The 17,460-nt window shown below is 42.4% G+C and carries 17 protein-coding genes; 10 read left to right on the top strand and 7 right to left on the bottom strand.

Annotation, left to right across the window (positions count from 1 at the left end; all coding sequences use genetic code 11):
- Positions 1-13: 13 nt before the first annotated feature.
- The 4 genes from F542_RS06540 to F542_RS06530 are packed head-to-tail and all read left to right on the top strand — an operon-like array spanning position 14 to position 1,738.
- Entirely contained in the window at positions 14-322 is a 309-nt protein-coding gene (locus F542_RS06540; protein WP_025267144.1) for a YqcC family protein, read from the top strand.
- Positions 323-371: 49 nt separating this feature from the next.
- Positions 372-1,100, top strand: a complete 729-nt coding sequence (gene truC / locus F542_RS06535) for a tRNA pseudouridine(65) synthase TruC (protein WP_025267143.1) — start codon at positions 372-374, stop codon at positions 1,098-1,100.
- Between the two features lie 17 nt (positions 1,101-1,117).
- Positions 1,118-1,273: a YoaH family protein gene (locus F542_RS10900; RefSeq protein WP_015432292.1), complete on the top strand. Its 156-nt coding sequence runs from the start codon at positions 1,118-1,120 to the stop codon at positions 1,271-1,273.
- Positions 1,274-1,738, top strand: a complete 465-nt coding sequence (locus F542_RS06530; protein ID WP_025267142.1) for a hypothetical protein — start codon at positions 1,274-1,276, stop codon at positions 1,736-1,738.
- A 51-nt stretch (positions 1,739-1,789) separates the two neighbouring features.
- Here F542_RS06530 and F542_RS06525 read toward each other — a convergent pair whose 3' ends face one another.
- Positions 1,790-2,629 carry a CYTH domain-containing protein gene (locus F542_RS06525; protein ID WP_015432294.1) on the bottom strand — a complete coding sequence of 280 codons (840 nt, stop codon included), beginning with the start codon at positions 2,627-2,629 and terminating at the stop codon, positions 1,790-1,792.
- An 87-nt stretch (positions 2,630-2,716) separates the two neighbouring features.
- Between F542_RS06525 and F542_RS06520 the strand changes: the two genes are divergently transcribed.
- Positions 2,717-4,123 (top strand): YcjX family GTP-binding protein, encoded by a 1,407-nt coding sequence (locus F542_RS06520; protein WP_015432295.1) that lies wholly within the window; start codon positions 2,717-2,719, stop codon positions 4,121-4,123.
- 581 nt (positions 4,124-4,704) lie between these two features.
- On the opposite strand, the gene alr is transcribed toward F542_RS06520, so the two are convergent.
- Positions 4,705-5,829 carry an alanine racemase gene (gene alr / locus F542_RS06515; protein WP_015432296.1) on the bottom strand — a complete coding sequence of 375 codons (1,125 nt, stop codon included), beginning with the start codon at positions 5,827-5,829 and terminating at the stop codon, positions 4,705-4,707.
- 123 nt (positions 5,830-5,952) lie between these two features.
- On the opposite strand from alr, the gene F542_RS06510 reads away from it, so the two are divergent.
- Positions 5,953-6,876 (top strand): SPFH domain-containing protein, encoded by a 924-nt coding sequence (locus tag F542_RS06510; RefSeq protein ID WP_015432297.1) that lies wholly within the window; start codon positions 5,953-5,955, stop codon positions 6,874-6,876.
- 36 nt (positions 6,877-6,912) lie between these two features.
- Positions 6,913-7,350, top strand: coding sequence for an NfeD family protein (locus F542_RS06505; RefSeq protein WP_015432298.1), 438 nt, complete (start codon positions 6,913-6,915; stop codon positions 7,348-7,350).
- Positions 7,351-7,569: 219 nt separating this feature from the next.
- Here the strand turns inward: F542_RS06505 and hrpA are convergent, their stop codons facing one another.
- The 4 genes from hrpA to grpE all read right to left on the bottom strand — a co-directional run bounded on the left by hrpA (position 7,570) and on the right by grpE (position 13,016).
- The gene (gene hrpA, locus F542_RS06500) at positions 7,570-11,562 is read right to left on the bottom strand and encodes an ATP-dependent RNA helicase HrpA (protein WP_025267141.1); all 3,993 of its coding nucleotides are present in this window, start codon (positions 11,560-11,562) and stop codon (positions 7,570-7,572) included.
- Positions 11,562-12,014 carry a DUF441 domain-containing protein gene (locus F542_RS06495; RefSeq protein WP_015432301.1) on the bottom strand — a complete coding sequence of 151 codons (453 nt, stop codon included), beginning with the start codon at positions 12,012-12,014 and terminating at the stop codon, positions 11,562-11,564. The genes hrpA and F542_RS06495 overlap by 1 nt, the downstream gene beginning before the upstream one ends.
- Before the next feature lie 60 nt (positions 12,015-12,074).
- Positions 12,075-12,344, bottom strand: a complete 270-nt coding sequence (locus F542_RS06490; RefSeq protein WP_015432302.1) for a CCDC90 family protein — start codon at positions 12,342-12,344, stop codon at positions 12,075-12,077.
- 96 nt (positions 12,345-12,440) lie between these two features.
- A complete protein-coding gene (grpE, locus tag F542_RS06485; RefSeq protein ID WP_015432303.1) occupies positions 12,441-13,016 on the bottom strand; it encodes a nucleotide exchange factor GrpE in 576 nt (191 codons plus the stop codon).
- Positions 13,017-13,176: 160 nt separating this feature from the next.
- Between grpE and aspS the strand changes: the two genes are divergently transcribed.
- Positions 13,177-14,943 carry an aspartate--tRNA ligase gene (gene aspS / locus F542_RS06480; RefSeq protein WP_015432304.1) on the top strand — a complete coding sequence of 589 codons (1,767 nt, stop codon included), beginning with the start codon at positions 13,177-13,179 and terminating at the stop codon, positions 14,941-14,943.
- Positions 14,944-15,054: 111 nt separating this feature from the next.
- Entirely contained in the window at positions 15,055-15,972 is a 918-nt protein-coding gene (locus tag F542_RS06475) for a glutaminase (RefSeq protein ID WP_197017006.1), read from the top strand.
- 51 nt (positions 15,973-16,023) lie between these two features.
- Here F542_RS06475 and hpf read toward each other — a convergent pair whose 3' ends face one another.
- Positions 16,024-16,311 carry a ribosome hibernation-promoting factor, HPF/YfiA family gene (gene hpf, locus F542_RS06470; RefSeq protein WP_025267140.1) on the bottom strand — a complete coding sequence of 96 codons (288 nt, stop codon included), beginning with the start codon at positions 16,309-16,311 and terminating at the stop codon, positions 16,024-16,026.
- 176 nt (positions 16,312-16,487) lie between these two features.
- Here hpf and F542_RS06465 point away from each other — a divergent pair, with 176 nt between their 5' ends.
- Positions 16,488-17,429, top strand: a complete 942-nt coding sequence (locus F542_RS06465; protein WP_015432307.1) for a Kdo(2)-lipid IV(A) acyltransferase — start codon at positions 16,488-16,490, stop codon at positions 17,427-17,429.
- The last annotated feature ends 31 nt before the right edge of the window (positions 17,430-17,460 follow it).

Below are 17,460 nucleotides of genomic sequence, written 5' to 3'. Positions count from 1 at the left end.
TAAAGGATTCATCATGAAAACACAAGTTCGCGTACAGTTAGATCGGCTGCAAGTTGTGTTACATAGGTATCAACTTTGGGAAACCGAAGCGCCTAGCACCGAAAAGTTAGCCAGTACGCAACCTTTTGCGCTGGATACACTAACAGCAACCCAATGGTTACAATGGATTTTTATTCCAAGGATGCATGCACTACTTGATGCTAATGCAGAGTTGCCAACAAATTTTGCAGTAAGCCCATATTTGGAAGAGAGTTTGAAAAATGAGCGCTATTTGGCAGAGTTAGTACAGCCGATAGTAGAAATAGAAAAATTGCTTAAATAATGGGGTTTTTAGGTTTTCTTACTCAGGAATAAGTTAAGTACTCAACATGATAACATTGGATATTTTATACCGAGATGAAAGTCTCATTGCAATCAACAAGCCGGCAGGTATGTTGGTGCATCGCTCTTGGCTGGATAAACACGAAACGGTATTTGCAATGCAAACCTTGCGTGACCAAATTGGACAACATGTTTTTCCGATTCACCGCCTAGACCGCCCAACCTCAGGTGTTTTGTTATTTGCCTTGAATGCGGAAATGGCACGACAAATGAGTGAACAGTTTGAACAGCATCAATTAATGAAAAGTTATCTTGCTGTGGTACGAGGTTATTTGAATGGAGAAGCTCGTATTGATTATCCACTTAAGGTGAAACTGGATAAAATTGCCGATAAATTTTCTACAGCAAAAGAAGCACAGCAAGCAGTCACGGACTATAAACATCTTGCCGGCATTGAAATGCCATATCCGGCAGGTAAATATCAAACGGCTCGCTATAGCTTGGTGCAACTTTGGCCGCAAACAGGGCGTAAACACCAACTTCGTCGGCATATGAAACACTTATTTCATCCGATTATGGGGGATACCAATTACGGCGATTTGCATCAAAATCGGGCTTTAACAGAAAATACTGGCTGTGATAGACTATTTCTACATGCCAATAGTTTGCAGTTTACCCATCCAGACACTTTGCAAAAAATCATGATAAATGCTCCGCTTGATCACCAATGGCAGCAACTTTTTTTGCAATTTGGCTGGAACTTTCCGCAATTTTTTTAGACGATGATAGGCTTTTTATGGATAATTTACTTTTGAATTTAACTCATGAGCAGCAGCAACAAGCTGTAGAGAAAATTCAACAATTAATGCAACAGGGGGTTAGTAGTGGTGAAGCCATCGCTATCGTTGCCCAAGAGTTGCGTCATACTTATAGCAAAAACTCGGAGAATTAAATGAAAAAATTATTAGCGTTGGCAAGCATTGCCACTGTGGGAGCGCTAACTGTTTCAGTACAGGCTGTAGCACAAACAGCAGAGATACCTAGAGCATATTTATCTGTGATGGATATGTCCGGCAAGGTAGCTAAAAATACTGGGAATCAGATCTATTCCGTTAGCAATAGCAATTTGCAGCTTTGTTGGGCTGCTTCAGGTATTCCGCTTGAACCGGCAAATCTGAATAAAGTAACAGAACTTTTTATTGCCCCAAGTGTAAAAGCAAAATTTGTAAAACCGGGGGCCACAATTAAGGTTGAGAATGAACGTTCAGCCATCACCAGTATGATGGGTAGTGCTGATGGTAAAATGATTCAAACTTGTTGGCGTTTTGATCAAAATGATCCGCTTGGCAAATATACATTGCGATTGAATGTCAATGACATACAGTTTGATGATCTCGTATTTGAGCTTGTCAAATAAGGTACTTAAAGGCAGAAATTAGATTTTCTGCCTTTCTTTTTGCGATAGCATCTAACACCTTTGTTGCATGTGCGAGAGTTGCTGATCTAGATAACGTGCGGAAGTGAGGTAATCAAAAATATCCCCCAAAGGGATATGTTCAAGGCCTAATTGTGAGCGTAATATTGTTGCTTCTGGAGATAAGCGTAAAAAATCTGCCATTTGCTGCTGGACTTGATAGCGCTCGACTTCTGCCATATTATCTAAATGGCAAGCGCTCAGTTTTTCGATTTCTTTTGCAATTTTGTCCATTCTTCCAACGAAATAGCCTCGTTGCGCTTTACTCAAACTACTGAGCCACATCCCGTCTCGTTTAGGCATATTTTGAATTAAAGCAAATAAATCGGCTAGATTCCCTTGTTTTAATTCAAACTCCACTTCACAAATTGGCTCTTCACCAAAACGGTTTTTGATAATCCCCATATCAAGCGCAATTTCAATTTGGCTGTGCTGATAATTTAATAACCAACTTTCTCGCTCAAAATCGGTACTAAATGTCGCCTGAAGATTTTCGGCAATCGCATCGCTATTGGCAATTTGCAAATTATAGTGTGAAACTAACCGCTTGAAATCGGGCTGGCTGTTTGGCAAATCAAGATTATATTCAGGACGAATATGCAAACCGCCAACAATATCGCCTTTCATTTTTAACGTGATTTCATGCTGATTGTTTTTAGTGCGTACTCGTAAGCCCATCTGTGCTTTTGCAAAAAAAAGCTCAGGCGTGTCAAAATAGGTATTACCTAATGTTTGTCGCTGATATTTTTGTATTGGCTGCTGGGTAAGCCACTGCTTTATTAAAGCAATATTCTCTGGCAACAGCATAATTTTAATTTCGATTTCGTCTTGCATGCTATTTCTCTTGGTTTTTTAAGGAGATGAATCATACCCCATTTTTTGCTATATTTCGCCCCAGTTTTTTCAACATATTATCAGAAAATGTTTAACCGAATTCAAAATAAAGTAACCCATTTTGTGCAACGCGGTTTCGATAACCATATTCGTCTTGCTGTGACAGGCTTAAGTCGCAGTGGCAAAACAGCTTTTATTACTAGCTTTGTTGATCAACTATTGCATATTCAGCCTGAAAAGAATGCGCATCTTAATCTGTTTGCCGCAGCCAGAAATGGACAAATTTTATCAGTGAAGCGCATAGCGCAAGGTGATCCTACAGTACCTCGTTTTGAGTATGATCGTAACCGAGCTTGCTTTGAGCAAGAAGAACCGAAATGGTGTCCCTCGACCACGGGAATTAGTGAAATCCGGTTAGCAATCCGTTACCGTAACCGCAGTAGTTTCAGCCGTATTTTTAAAGAAACTTCCACACTTTATCTCGATATTTTTGATTATCCAGGAGAGTGGTTGCTAGATTTACCATTAATGTCGCAATCTTTTAAAGAATGGTCGCAAGCACAGCAAGTGGTGCACACCGGCGAACGGGCAAAATTGGCTCAAGCTTGGTTAAATGAAGTGAAGAAATTAGATCTAAGTGCTGTTGCGGACGAAAATCGCCTTGCAGATTTAAGCGATATTTATACCGCTTACTTACTGCAATGCAAGCAAGCTGGCATGCAATATATTCAACCAGGCCGCTTCGTCTTGCCAAATGCAGAACGAGGCGCACCTGTTTATCAATTTTTTCCTTTATTAGATTTAAGCGAACAAGAATGGCAATCGCTTGAAAATAGCGCGGTGAATAGCGTTTTTCATACTCTGAAAAAGCGTTATCGCCAATATCAAGATAAAATTGTGAAACCGTTTTATAAAGATTATTTCTCACAATTTGACCGACAGGTGATCTTAGCAGACTGCTTAACGCCATTAAATCATAGTCAGCAAGCTTTTATTGAGATGAAAATTGGCTTACAGCAATTATTTAAGCATTTTCACTATGGTAACCGTTCACTGTTTCATCGCTTATTTTCATCTAATATTGATAAACTTCTATTTGCCGCAACTAAAGCCGATCACATCACAAGTGATCAGCTTCCAAATTTAGAAAGTCTTATGCGACAGTTAGTGCAGGAAGGTGGCAGACATGCTGAATTTGACGGGATTGAAACAGCTTATCAAGCCATTTCTGCAATTCGAGCGACCGAAGCCGTGACGGTGAGTGAAAATGGGCAGAGCTTTAAAGCTATTCGAGGGGTACGGACAAAGGATAAGCGACAGGTAACCCAGTTTGCAGGGAGCGTCCCCAATCGGCTACCGAATTCGGATTTTTGGCAAAATCATACCTTCGATTTCGATCAGTTTGAACCTAGAAAAATCGACTTTGACCAAGCTCTTCCTCACTTAAGAATGGATTCGGTATTGCAATTCTTGCTTGGAGATTTGTTTGAGTAACATTCATCTTTGCTAGAAATAGAATGGCAGCTACCCGTAGGTAGCTGCTACTTGAGGGGGTAACGGTATGCAAAACCATTAAGTTTCAACTCTCAGCCACCTACAGGTAGCTGCGATTACCTGCTACACGATTTACCCAACCTTTGCCGTTTCAACTCTCAGCCACCTACAGGTAGCTGCTTTTAAGCAGGCGTTGGACTATGCCAAAAGCAGCGTTTCAACTCTCAGCCACCTACAGGTAGCTGCTCCCTATATCTCAAAGCATTACGTCACAAGGATTAAACCCTAACAATTCGCTAGCTTAAAATATGGGGATTGATTTATAGTGTAGCATAATATCTGTTATATGATGGAAGTTTGTAACAACTTGATTCGTAAGGGAAATAATAAATCGCTAACCTCTTGGTATTTTGCTGAGAACCGAGGGTTAGCGAGAAGAGAAATAAACATGAAACATTAGGAGGTAATGTTGCTTTATCTTATGTAAGCGGTCTATTTCAGGGAATTTTTTGCAAACTATTCAACGCTGTGTAATATCCTTTTTTTGAATGATGTTACAAGATTATTTAAATGTGCTAGCGTTAATCAAGATATTCAAAAAGCACTCTTGGGGTTAATTTGGTAATTAATTCATAATTGATTACCCCCATGGCATTAGCGACTTCTTCAATTAACAAATTTTCCCCCCAAAGCTCAGCTTCATCCCCCACTTTATCATTACTATTAATACCAAGATCGACAGTCATCATATCCATTGATACTCGTCCTACGATAGGTACTCTTCGCCCATTGATAAACACCGGCGTACCAGGTGGTGCATTACGTGGATAGCCATCGCCATAACCAACGGCAATAACACCGATTTTGGTATCCTGCTCAGCTACCCAAGCACCGCCATAACCAACAGGTTCACCAGCTTTATGGGAGCGAATAGCAATAAGCGATGAAGCAAATTTCATCACCGGTTTGAAGCCTAGCGAGGTAATGGGGTGAGTGTGAGGAGAAATACCGTGCATAATAATTCCTGGACGAACCCAATCATAATGAGCTTGTTGCCAGTAAAGAATGCCATTAGAAGCGGAGATACTGCGTTCGCCTTCGTAGCCTTTTGTTGCCTGTTCAAAGATCGCAATTTGTTTTTCAGTGTAGCCACAATCAGGCTCATCTGCGCGGCTAAAGTGGCTGACAAAATTGACCTTCTCAACCAAGGCACAAGCGGTCAATCTTTGGTGAAATTCTGCAATTTGCTCTGGATGGATACCTAAACGGTGCATACCTGTATCAATTTTGAGCCAAACGGTAATTGGGAAATAAATTTTTGCTTTTCGTTTCCAAAAGCCTTTTGCCTGTTCAGTTTGCCATTCAGCAGAAACTTGTTCAAGTAATTCAAGCTGTTCAATACAATGCACAACGGTATCAAAGCGCCGAGAAACCGTTTTAAGTAGCTCTTCGCGGTCAAAAAAGCCTTCTAATAAAAGGATTTTTCCTTCATAGCCACTTTCTTGAATTGCAAGCGCTTCTTTGATGCGGGCGACACAAAAGCCATCAACGAGATCGTTTAAATTTCTAACAAGATGATGTAAACCTTGCCCATAAGCATTTGCTTTTGCTACAGCACAGTGTTTACTATGAGGGGCGAGTGTTTTGATTAATTGCATATTATGGCGGAGATTTTTTCCGCTTAGTGTTGCTGTTGCTGGTTTCATTTTCTTTGAGTAACAACTTGATAATGGCAGAATTATACGCTTGAAATTATAAAATTTACTAGTAATTCCGAGAAAAGAGATTACTATATCAACTCCAATTCTTCCAAAGTAAAGGAGCATAAAATGTTTGGTTTGGATTTTTCTCTATTGCCTATTTTGTTCGTTTTACTCATCGTTTTTACGCTTTCTTCAACAATTAAAATTGTACCGCAGGGTTATCACTGGACGGTGGAGCGTTTTGGTCGCTATACCAAAACACTCACTCCGGGGTTGAATATTGTCGTGCCGTTTATTGAGCGAATTGGCCGTAAAATCAATATGATGGAGCAAGTGCTAGATATTCCATCGCAAGAAGTCATTTCTAAAGATAATGCAAGTGTTGCGATTGATGCTGTATGTTTTGTGCAGGTTGTTGAAGCTCGGCGAGCAGCTTATGAGGTCAATAACCTAGAAGATGCGATTGTTAATCTCACTATGACTAATATGCGTACCGTGCTTGGTTCAATGGATCTGGACGACATGCTTTCTCAACGAGATTTAATTAACGGTAAATTGCTCACTATTGTTGATGAAGCCACCAATATCTGGGGAGTGAAAGTTACTCGTATCGAAATTCGTGATGTGCGTCCACCGCGTGAACTTGTGGAAGCCATGAATGCTCAGATGAAGGCAGAGCGTAATAAGCGAGCGGATATTCTAGAGGCTGAAGGGATTCGACAAGCTGAAATTTTACGCGCAGAAGGTGAAAAACAATCCCGTATTCTCAAAGCAGAAGGGGAACGCCAAGAAGCTTTCTTGCAAGCGGAAGCACGTGAACGCGCAGCTGAGGCGGAAGCTAAAGCAACTCAAATGGTTTCAGAGGCAATTGCAAAAGGCGATACTACTGCAATTAACTATTTTATTGCACAAAAATACACTGAAGCCCTCAAAGATATTGGCTCGGCAGATAATAGTAAAGTAGTGTTAATGCCGTTAGAAGCAGGTAATTTAATTGGTTCAGTAGCTGGTATTGCTGAGCTACTAAAATCAAATAAAAGCTCATCATAATAGGGCGTCTCTTCCCTTGTCTCATCAGGAGGAAAAATGGATTGGTTATTGAATTGGGCTGGTTGGTTAAGTTTAGGCTTTTTACTACTGGCACTAGAATTAATTGTGCCAGGCGTGTTTATTATGTGGTGGGGACTTGCGGCTCTCATTTTAGCCGCAGTTTCTGCACTCTTACCGAATTTAGAGCCTGCCTACCAAGTCACAATTTTTGCTGTGCTAGCGATTACTTTCAGCCTAGTTTGGTGGAAATACCAGCATGGTAAAGATCAACAAGATGATGAACATAGTTCTCTGAACTCAAGAGAACACGCAATGATAGGAGCAAGAGGGGTGATTGTCGAGATACTGGAGAACGGTATTGCGCGAGGCAAATTTGATGATACCACATGGCGCGTGATTGGGGAGAATCTACGTATTGGTGATTCGGTGCAAGTGTTCCGAGTTGAAGGTATTACATTATTTGTAAAGAAATAGGCACTCTTTGAAATATCTAAGCTTATTTAACCCATCTCCAACAGATTTCTGGAAAAAGACTAAAGAAGCCTAGAGTATTTCAACGTAAGTTTACAAGCGGTCGATTTTCTTCAAAACTTTACAAATTGATTAGCGTATGCTGAGGTTTAAAGTAGTGAATTAGCTTAGGCAGATTTTACCCTAGCCAAAACTAAAAGAAATCTGACCGCCTTAATATTGCTATTTTACTTCCGCAATTACATTTAAAATCCGCTTATCCGAAATCGGGTATTTGGTGCCGAGCTGTTGGGCGAACAGGCTAACCCTAAGTTCTTCGATCATATAGCGAATTTCCAGCACCTCGTCTGGCACCGCTTTGGATTTTGGCAGTTTGGCAAGGAGCTGTTTATATGCCGCTTGCACCGCTTCCACTCGGAGCATTTTGGCTCGGTCGGTGTTACTGTCCACCAACAGTTTGTCCAAACGGCGTTCGATAGCAGTCAAATAACGGTATAAATCTGCAAGGCGGGCGTAACCGGTTTTGGTGACAAAATCGGGGTAAATCAGCCCTTCGATTTGGGCTTTAATGTCGCTTAGGGCAAACGCCATCGTAAAATCGAGCTTGCCTTTTAACCGCTTGTTTAGCTCGTATGCCAGTGTGAGGCACTTTTCAACCTGTTTGGCAATTTCTACGGTTTTGTCGTTTAAATTTGTCCGCACAAATTCGTGCAGTTGAGTGAATTTTTCCTCCGTCCAGACAAACCCGCCGAACTCTTCTACCAGCTTATCTACCGCACAGGCAATGCAGTCGTCAATCAGCTCCAACACTTTGCCGAATGGGGCAAAATATAAGCCCAACTTGGCTTTGTTCGGCAGTTTTTCGTGTAGATATTTAATTGGCGATGGCACATTCAGTAACAGCAGACGGCGAAGTCCCGCTTGCATTGCTCTTGCTTGTTCAAACTCGGTTTCAAACAGTTTCACCCCCACAGCCGTTTGTTCATCGACAATCGCAGGGTAGGCTTTCACGCTGAAATGGGCTTTTTTCTGCTCATAGCACTGTGGTAATTCGGCAAAATTCCAAATATGCACGCCACTTTGCTCAATACCGTCATCGGCAATGTTGGAAAGGGTGTTCTGTACCTCATCTTTCAAGTCAAATTTCAGCTCATCAAGGTTTTCGCTCTCTTGCAGTTTCTTGCCTTTATCGTCAATCACACGGAAAGTCATTCGCAAATGTGGCGGTAGTTGGCTCAAATCCCACTGCTCAGGCTCGACCAATACACCCGTCATTCGGCGTAGTTCGTGGCTTAGACTGTCCAGCAACGGCTTTTTAAATGGCTCGGCTCGCCCTAAAAAGGCGTCCGCATAATTCGGTGCCGGCACAAAATTTCGCCGTAGCGACTTTGGTAAAGATTTAATCAGCGATACCACTAACTCGTGGCGTAGCCCCGGAATTTGCCAATCGAAACCTTCGGGTTCCACTTGGTTGAGCAGCGGCAGCGGAATATGCACCGTTACGCCATCGTGATCTTTACCGACTTCAAACTGATAGCTCAATTTGAGTTTTAAATCGCCTTGATGCCAGAAATTCGGGAAATCCAGCTCGCTGGCAAGGTTGGCGTTGTCGTTGATCAGGAACGATTTTTCAAAGTTCAGCAGTTCAGGATCTTTTTTACTTGCCTGTTTCCACCAAGTATCAAAATGCTTGCTCGACACAACTTCGGTGCCAATTCGCTGATCGTAGAACTCAAACAGCACTTGTTCGTCCACCAAAATATCACGGCGGCGGGATTTGTGTTCCAATGCTTCAACTTCACGGATCAAGCGGTGATTTTCTTTGAAAAATTTGTAATTGTTGTGCCATTCGCCCTCCACCAATGCCGAGCGGATAAAAATCTCACGGCTGACAGTTGGATCTATCGAGCCATAATTGACCGAGCGTTGTGCCACAATCGGAATGCCGTAGAGCGATACTTTTTCCGATGCCATTACCGCCCCTTTGGACTTCGCCCAGTGCGGTTCGCTGTAACTGGATTTAGTGAGGTGTACCGCCAACGGCTCCACCCACTCCGGCTCAATACGAGCAACCATTCGCCCCCAAAGTTTGGTGGTTTCCACCAGCTCTGCGGCCATTACCCATTTCGGTTGTTTTTTGAAAAGTGCCGAGTTCGGGAAAATGAAAAAGTGGGCATTTCTTGCTCCTAAATAGTGCATTTTTTCATTATCTTTCAAGCCGATATGCGACAACAAGCCGGCGAGCAGGGCGGTGTGAATTGGCTGGTAACTTGCCGGCTCACTGTTAATTTTTAAGCCCATTTCTCTCACTGCAAGGCGGAGCTGATGATAGATATCCTGCCACTCCCGCACACGGTTGTAGTTCAAATAATCCTTACGGCAGAGGTTACGAAACTGGTTTTTTGATAGCTCTTTTTGCTGAGTTTGGATAAAGTGCCACAAATTCACAAATGCCAAAAAATCGCTCTCTTTATCGGCAAAACGGCGGTGTTTGTCGTCTGCCGACTGCTGTTTTTCTTGCGGACGCTCACGAGGGTCTTGGATTGAGAGAGCTGATACAATCATCATCACTTCGTGCAACGAGCCGTTTTTCGCCGCCTCGATCACCATTCTGCCTAAGCGAGGATCGACCGGCAGTTGGGCGAGCTGGCGACCGATAGGGGTTAATCTAAACCCCTCTCCCCGTTTACGGGGGGAGGTTGGGAGGGGGGCAGTGCCATCATTAGAATGGTTTTCCCCCCTCCCTAGCCCTCCCCCGCAAGCGGTGGAGGGGATTTTTTCATTTGGAATAATCGCCTGTAATTCCTCCAACAACCGAATCCCGTCCTGAATTTGTCGGCTGTCAGGGGCATCAACAAACGGGAAATTGGCAATATCGCTCAATCCAAGCGAAGTCATTTGTAAAATAACGGCGGCAAGGTTAGTACGCAGAATTTCCGGATCGGTAAATTGCGGGCGACTGTTGAAATCCTCTTCAGAATAGAGGCGGATACAGATCCCTTCCGAGGTTCGTCCACAACGCCCTTTCCGTTGGTTGGCAGAGGCTTGTGAAATCGGCTCAATCGGCAGGCGTTGCACTTTGGTGCGGTAGCTATAACGAGAAATACGAGCCGTGCCGGTGTCGATCACATATTTAATATTCGGAATAGTGAGGGAGGTTTCTGCCACGTTGGTCGCCAGAATAATTCGGTTTAGCCCACCGCTTGGCTGGAAAATCCGTTGTTGTTCGGCAGCCGATAAGCGGGCGTAAAGGGGTAAAATTTCGCTATGTCGCAGTTTCTGCTTTTGCAAGGCTTCGGCAGTGTCACGAATTTCCCGTTCACCGTTCATAAAAATCAGAATATCGCCACGCCCTTCGGCTTGCAGTTCGTCCACCGCATTCAGAATACCTTGTAGCTGATCTTGATCTTCATCTTCAACAATCGGACGATAACGCACTTCCACAGGGAACGTCCGCCCAGACACTTCAATAATCGGGGCGTTGTTAAAATGTTTAGAAAAACGTTCTACATCAATGGTTGCCGAGGTGATGATCACTTTCAGATCGGGACGTTTATGCAGAATTTGTTTCAGATAGCCCAAAATAAAATCGTTATTCAACGAACGTTCGTGGGCTTCGTCAATAATCAGCGTGTCGTACTGATTTAAATAGCGGTCGTGCTGGATTTCCGCCAGCAGAATACCGTCCGTCATTAGTTTGACAAGGCTGTTTTCGCTGACTTGGTCGTTAAAGCGGACTTTGTAACCGACCGTCTCGCCCAGTTCCGATTTCAGTTCTTCGGCAATGCGAGTGGCAACGGAACGTGCTGCAATGCGGCGGGGCTGGGTATGTCCAATTAAGCCCTTCACGCCACGCCCGAGTTCCAAGCACATTTTCGGTAACTGGGTGGTTTTGCCCGAACCGGTTTCCCCTGCGATCACCACCACCTGATTTTCGCTAATCAGTTTTAAAATTTCCTCACGGCGAGCGGAGACGGGCAGATCAGGGTAGTCAATTTTCAGGTTTTGAGCGTGCTGAGTTCGTGCGAAAAAACGTGCCTGACAAGCGGCTAAATCTTGCGAAATTTCTGCCAAAACCGACCGCTTGTTTTCCTCGTTTTTAATGTTTTCCGCCCCTTTTAGCCGAGCCAATAGACGGCGGAAATCGGCGATGGTGATATTTTCCAGCTTCACAAGTGGTGGTTTTTTATGATTTTTTTGCAATTTATCTGTCATCACGATTTCCCTAGCACCAACGACAAAATCCCTGCCGCAATCAACGGCCCGACTGGTACACCTTTTAAGAACGCTACGCCGATTACTGTGCCGATTAAAAGCCCAGTCACCAGCACTGGTTGGCTGCCCATTAAGTTTACGCCTCTGCCACCTAGCCATGCTACCAACACACCGGCCACTATCGAAAGTGCCATTTTCCAGTTCAGTAACTGAGATAATTCAGGCAAAGTGATACGCCCTGAAACTAAGGGGCTAAGTACGCCGATGGTTAAAATAATAATCCCGATTTTTAAGCCGTATTGATCGACAAAGGGGATAAATTTAGAAAGTAAGGTTTGTTGCATAATCAGCAACACCGCTGCCGAAATAGTAACAGCACTGTTTTGGCTGATGAACCCTAAAATAATCAGCACGACAAGTAGAAGTGCTACTGCATTAAATTGTAAAGTCATAGGATTAAAACGTAAAAACCCTTACCTAATTAAGGTAAGGGTGAGTAATTAAACATTGAGCTAGTTAATAAATTTCATCATCGCCATTAAAAAGCCAAGAATTGTGATATTTAAGGTAATTGCTTTAAATATCGTGGTATTGATTTCATTTTTTAGCTTTTCAAGCTCGAGTTGCAAATCAGCTTTTGTAGCTAACGGACTTTGACTTTGTTCTAAGGCTCCATCCAGTGCATCAGCAAATGCTTCAGCCATTTCAGGTGTTTGATTGGCTTCTTGCAAGCGTTTTACAAAACGTAATTTATCAAATCGTAGGCTCATTGTGCTATCCATTTTGTTCTTCCATTGCAATTGAAATATAGCGTAATCTAACACAATTACAATCGGAAAATTTTTCGATTTCTGGGATCGAAATCCCAAAAATACGAGTTAGCCTGCCACCATTACCATCGCTGGGCGAATAACACGACCTTGCAATGTATAACCTTTTTGGAGCACTACACTAATATGATTTGCTTCAATACCTTCGGCAGGTTGCATTGAAATCGCTTGGTGTAAATCCGGATTAAAGGCTTCGCCCACAACGCCAACAGCTTCTACGCCAAATTGAGCAAGGGTTGAAACTAAACCTTTGTGGGTTAATTCCACGCCCGATTTTACACTTTCTTCCGCCCCTTCAAGCGCTTGTAAACCACGTTCTAAGTTATCTACTACATTCAATAACTCTTTTGAGAATTTTTCTAAAGCGAATTTGTGAGCTTTCTCTACATCTTGTTCCGCACGGCGGCGAACGTTCTCAATTTCTGCTCTGGCACGCAATGCAATATCCTGCTCACGAGCATCGGCTTCTGCAATATAAGCTTCTAATTCGGCAATACGAGCATTTGCAGCATCAAGCGGATCGATTTCAACATTTGCATTTTCTTGTTCAGTTTCTACCGCTTGTTCTACGGTTTCTTCAACGATCTCTTGCTCAACTGGCTCTTTTTCAGTCTGGTTGGTCATTGTTTATCCTTATTACGATGAAATATAAAAACGCTGGCTAATATAGCGGTAAATTACGAGATTTCAAGCCCTATCTGATTTTATTCCCTAATCTACGCAATTGCTTCTTTTTCTGCTAAACTTCACAAGTTTTTTCCAATTTAAATTTAAGGACAGAATTATGATGCGTTCTCACTATTGCGGTGCTTTAAACCGTAGCAATGTTGGCGAGCAAGTGACATTAAGCGGTTGGGTTCACCGTGTACGTAACTTAGGTCGTTTTATTTTTATGCAAATTCGTGACCGAGAAGGGATCGTGCAAGTTTTCTTTGATGAGAAAGATGAAGCGTTATTTAAAGCGGCGAGTGCATTGCGTAATGAAGCTTGTGTACAGATTAAAGGCGAGGTGATTGCCCGTGATGAAAGCCAGATCAACCCTGATATGGCAACGGGTGAAATTGAGGTGTTAGTGCGTGAGCTAAAAGTATATAACAATGCTGAGGTTTTACCATTAGATTTCAATCAAAATAATACCGAAGAACAACGCTTAAAATACCGTTATTTAGATTTACGTCGTCCTGAAATGGCGGAAAAACTCAAAACTCGTGCAAAAATCACTAGCTTTGTACGTCGCTTTATGGACGATCACGGTTTCCTTGATATTGAAACCCCAATGCTAACCAAAGCAACCCCAGAAGGTGCACGTGATTATCTTGTGCCAAGCCGTGTGCATAAAGGTAAATTCTATGCACTACCACAGTCTCCTCAGCTTTTCAAACAGCTTCTGATGATGTCAGGTTTTGACCGCTACTATCAAATCGTAAAATGTTTCCGTGATGAAGATTTGCGTGCTGATCGTCAGCCAGAGTTTACCCAAATTGATGTGGAAACCAGCTTTATGACTGCCGAAGAAGTGCGTAGCACAATGGAAGAGATGATTCACGGTTTATGGTTAGATCGCTTAAACGTGGATTTAGGCAAATTCCCGATGATGACGTGGCAGGAAGCGATGACTCGTTTTGGTTCAGATAAGCCTGATTTACGCAACCCATTAGAATTGGTGGATGTTGCTGATATTCTCAAAAACGTTGAATTTAAAGTGTTTGCCGAACCTGCAAATAGCCCTGATGGCCGTGTAACAGTGTTGCGTGTGCCAAACGGTGCGAGCCTCACTCGTAAACAGATTGATGAATATACTCAATTTGTGGGGATTTACGGTGCGAAAGGTTTAGCGTGGGCGAAAATCAATGATGTGAATGCAGGCTTAGAGGGCGTGCAAAGCCCAGTGGCGAAATTCTTAAATGAAGAGGTGATTAACGCCTTGATTGAACGTACCCAAGCCCAAACAGGCGACATTCTTTTCTTTGGCGCAGATAAATGGCAAACCGTTACCGACTCAATGGGTGCATTACGTTTAAAAGTGGGACGTGATTTGGAATTAACTGACCTGACTGCGTGGAAACCGCTTTGGGTAGTAGATTTCCCAATGTTTGAGCGAGATGAAGAAGGCAATCTTTCTGCCATGCACCACCCATTCACCAGCCCGAAAGATTTTACCCCAGAGCAACTTGCCGCTGATCCAACCAATGCAGTCGCAAATGCTTACGATATGGTGATCAACGGCTATGAAGTGGGCGGTGGTTCTGTGCGTATTTACGATCCGAAAATGCAACAAACGGTGTTCAACATTTTAGGCATTAACGAAGAAGAGCAACGTGAAAAATTTGGTTTCTTATTAGATGCGTTAAAATTCGGTACACCACCACACGCAGGTCTTGCTTTTGGTTTAGACCGCTTAACCATGCTCATCACCGGTACAGAAAATATCCGTGATGTCATCGCTTTCCCGAAAACGACCGCAGCAGCGTGTTTGATGACCGAAGCGCCAAGTTTTGCGAATCCACAAGCGTTAGAAGAGTTAGCGATTAGAACCATTCCACAGGAATAATCCATATCAACGAGGGGCGAAATATCGCCCCTTTCATTTCTTTTGCAAGCGGTTTAAATTTGCACTTTTTTTGCAAAAGTTTACCGCTTGTTATTTTGTTTTGTGTGTTTAATGATGAATTACCAAACGATTATTTCAACTATTTATCAACGTATTCGCGCTGAAGAAAATGGTGGGGAATTAGCAATGTATATTCCAGAGCTTGCTAATATTAGCCCCGATAAATTTGGTGTTGCCTATTTTGATTTAAAAGATAGCACTATTGGTGTGGGCGATTATCAAGAAAAATTTTCCATTCAGAGTATCGTAAAAGTACTGTCGCTGGTGTTTGCTTACAAACATCTAGGTGATAGCATTTGGAAGCGAGTAAATGTGGAGCCTTCAGGCACGTCGTTTAATTCCCTTTTGCAGTTAGAAACAGATTGTGGCATTCCACGTAATCCCTTTATCAATGCCGGTGCAATAGTGATTTGCGATATTTTGCTTTCGCTATTTGAAAATCCTAAGCAGGCCTTTTTAGATTTTGTACGCGATCTGGCTAATAATTCAAATATTCATTATAGCGAAAAAGTAGCAGAATCAGAAAAAGCAGTTGGCTATCGTAATTTTGCTTTATGCTATTACATTAAATCTTTTGGCAATATTCAAAATGATCCGAATGAGGTGTTGGATTTTTATTTTCATATCTGCTCAATTGAAATGAGCTGTGAAGAGATTGCTTATGCATTTAGTTTTTTAGCGAATGATGGCGTGAAATTGCACGATAACCAGCAGGTGTTAAATAAAAGCCAAATAAAACGTACCAATGCATTAATGCAAACTTGCGGGTTTTATGATGAATCGGGTGAATTTGCTTTTCGTGTGGGCTTACCGGGTAAAAGCGGTGTCGGTGGTGGTATTGTGGCGATTATGCCAAATCATCATTGTATTACGGTGTGGAGCCCGAAATTAAATGAGAAAGGAAATTCCTATCGTGGAATGAAGTTTTTAGAAGAATTTACTACACAAACGAAAATCTCGGTGTTTTAAGGCAAAAAATACCCCCGATTTTTCGGGGGTAAAGTTAGTTTTTAATAAGATTTAACGATGTTCTTTTTTCTCTTTTAATTTTACTAATTGTCCCTCTAATTTCACTTCAACTTCATTGATAGCTTGATAAAGATCTTCATGTTTCGCCTTGGCGAATAAATCACCGATTGGCGTGCCGATAGAGGCTTCAACTTCGTATTCATTCGGCAATTTGTGAATCATAAAGTGCGGATTGATTAATTGAGTATGCCATTTATTCAATTTCGCCAAGCGGTCTTCGATATGGCTGCGGATTGCAGGAGTTACATCCATTTGTTTGCTGGAAATGTTGATTGTCATAGCATTGTCCTCTTTTGTTGTTGAATTGGGATGGCTTTAAGGTATGCCTTTCATTTGTAGATTTCAACCCCGAAAGTCACAATAAACTGAAAAATTTGATCTACTTAACACTTTTTCCGTTTAATTGATTATAATCTCGGCTTATTTTTCTAACGTATTTCTCACAAGGAAGAATAATGGCAGCAGAGAAATCACTTCCGCCGTTTCAGATGACATTTTTGCACCCGAAATTTTGGGGACTATGGCTCGGCTTAGGGCTATTTCGGTTAATGTTATGTTTACCATATCCGGTGTTAGTCAAAATTGGATTAGGGTTGGGCAAGCTGTTTGGCTCGCTTGGTTTTGGCAAAAAACGGATTCGTATTGCGAAAAAAAATCTTGAATTATGTTTTCCTGAATACAGTGAAGCCCAAATTCAACAAATTTTAGCGAAAAACATACAATCGGTTGGCATGGCGATTATCGAAACAGGTATGGCATGGTTTTGGTCGGATAAACGCATTCTTAAATGGTCGAAAATTGAAGGCTTAGAACACCTTAAAAATCCACCACAAGGCACAGGGATTATTTTTGTTGGTGTGCATTTTCTTACCTTAGAATTGGGGGCGAGAATTGTCGGTCTTCATCATCAAGGTATTGGCGTTTACCGCCCGAATGATAATCCATTGCTTGATTGGATTCAGTTCCGTGGGCGAGTGCGTTCAAACAAAGCGATGTTAGACCGTAAAGATCTACGTGGAATGATTAAGGTGCTACGAGCCGGCGAAACGATTTGGTACGCCCCCGATCACGATTATGGGCGTAAAAATAGTGTTTATGTGCCATTTTTTGCCTTCCCAACCGCTTGCACTACCGCTGGAACAAGAATGCTTTTGCGTTCCGCCCCAAATAGTATCGTTGTACCCTTTACCCCAATGCGAAACGAGGATTTTTCAGGCTATACGGTAAAAATCAGCCCAATGGTGGATTTTGGTGATTGTGATGATGAGATCAGCACAGCAACCAAAATGAACAAAGTGGTTGAGCAAGAAATTATGCAAGCTCAAAGTCAGTATATGTGGCTGCATCGCCGCTTTAAGCATTTGCCTGATGGGACAGATGGTAAACTTTATTCCTAAAATGTAGGGGCGTACTGCGTACGCCCACGGG

Origin of the sequence: Bibersteinia trehalosi USDA-ARS-USMARC-188, from assembly GCF_000521725.1 — a bacterium.
GTDB classification, from domain to species: Bacteria; Pseudomonadota; Gammaproteobacteria; order Enterobacterales; family Pasteurellaceae; genus Bibersteinia; species Bibersteinia trehalosi.
The sequence above is the reverse complement of the archived record's forward strand: the minus strand, read 5'-3'. Positions and strand labels throughout refer to the sequence as shown.

Bases quoted from the DNA above. Each gene is read 5' to 3' on its own strand.
- F542_RS06540 (WP_025267144.1), top strand. From the start codon at position 14: ATGAAAACACAAGTTCGCGTACAGTTAGATCGGCTGCAAGTTGTGTTA.
- F542_RS10900 (WP_015432292.1), top strand. From the start codon at position 1,118: ATGGATAATTTACTTTTGAATTTAACTCATGAGCAGCAGCAACAAGCT.
- F542_RS06530 (WP_025267142.1), top strand. From the start codon at position 1,274: ATGAAAAAATTATTAGCGTTGGCAAGCATTGCCACTGTGGGAGCGCTA.
- F542_RS06525 (WP_015432294.1), bottom strand. From the start codon at position 2,629: ATGCAAGACGAAATCGAAATTAAAATTATGCTGTTGCCAGAGAATATT.
- F542_RS06520 (WP_015432295.1), top strand. From the start codon at position 2,717: ATGTTTAACCGAATTCAAAATAAAGTAACCCATTTTGTGCAACGCGGT.
- alr (WP_015432296.1), bottom strand. From the start codon at position 5,829: ATGAAACCAGCAACAGCAACACTAAGCGGAAAAAATCTCCGCCATAAT.
- F542_RS06510 (WP_015432297.1), top strand. From the start codon at position 5,953: ATGTTTGGTTTGGATTTTTCTCTATTGCCTATTTTGTTCGTTTTACTC.
- F542_RS06505 (WP_015432298.1), top strand. From the start codon at position 6,913: ATGGATTGGTTATTGAATTGGGCTGGTTGGTTAAGTTTAGGCTTTTTA.
- hrpA (WP_025267141.1), bottom strand. From the start codon at position 11,562: ATGACAGATAAATTGCAAAAAAATCATAAAAAACCACCACTTGTGAAG.
- F542_RS06495 (WP_015432301.1), bottom strand. From the start codon at position 12,014: ATGACTTTACAATTTAATGCAGTAGCACTTCTACTTGTCGTGCTGATT.
- F542_RS06490 (WP_015432302.1), bottom strand. From the start codon at position 12,344: ATGGATAGCACAATGAGCCTACGATTTGATAAATTACGTTTTGTAAAA.
- grpE (WP_015432303.1), bottom strand. From the start codon at position 13,016: ATGACCAACCAGACTGAAAAAGAGCCAGTTGAGCAAGAGATCGTTGAA.
- aspS (WP_015432304.1), top strand. From the start codon at position 13,177: ATGATGCGTTCTCACTATTGCGGTGCTTTAAACCGTAGCAATGTTGGC.
- F542_RS06475 (WP_197017006.1), top strand. From the start codon at position 15,055: ATGATGAATTACCAAACGATTATTTCAACTATTTATCAACGTATTCGC.
- hpf (WP_025267140.1), bottom strand. From the start codon at position 16,311: ATGACAATCAACATTTCCAGCAAACAAATGGATGTAACTCCTGCAATC.
- F542_RS06465 (WP_015432307.1), top strand. From the start codon at position 16,488: ATGGCAGCAGAGAAATCACTTCCGCCGTTTCAGATGACATTTTTGCAC.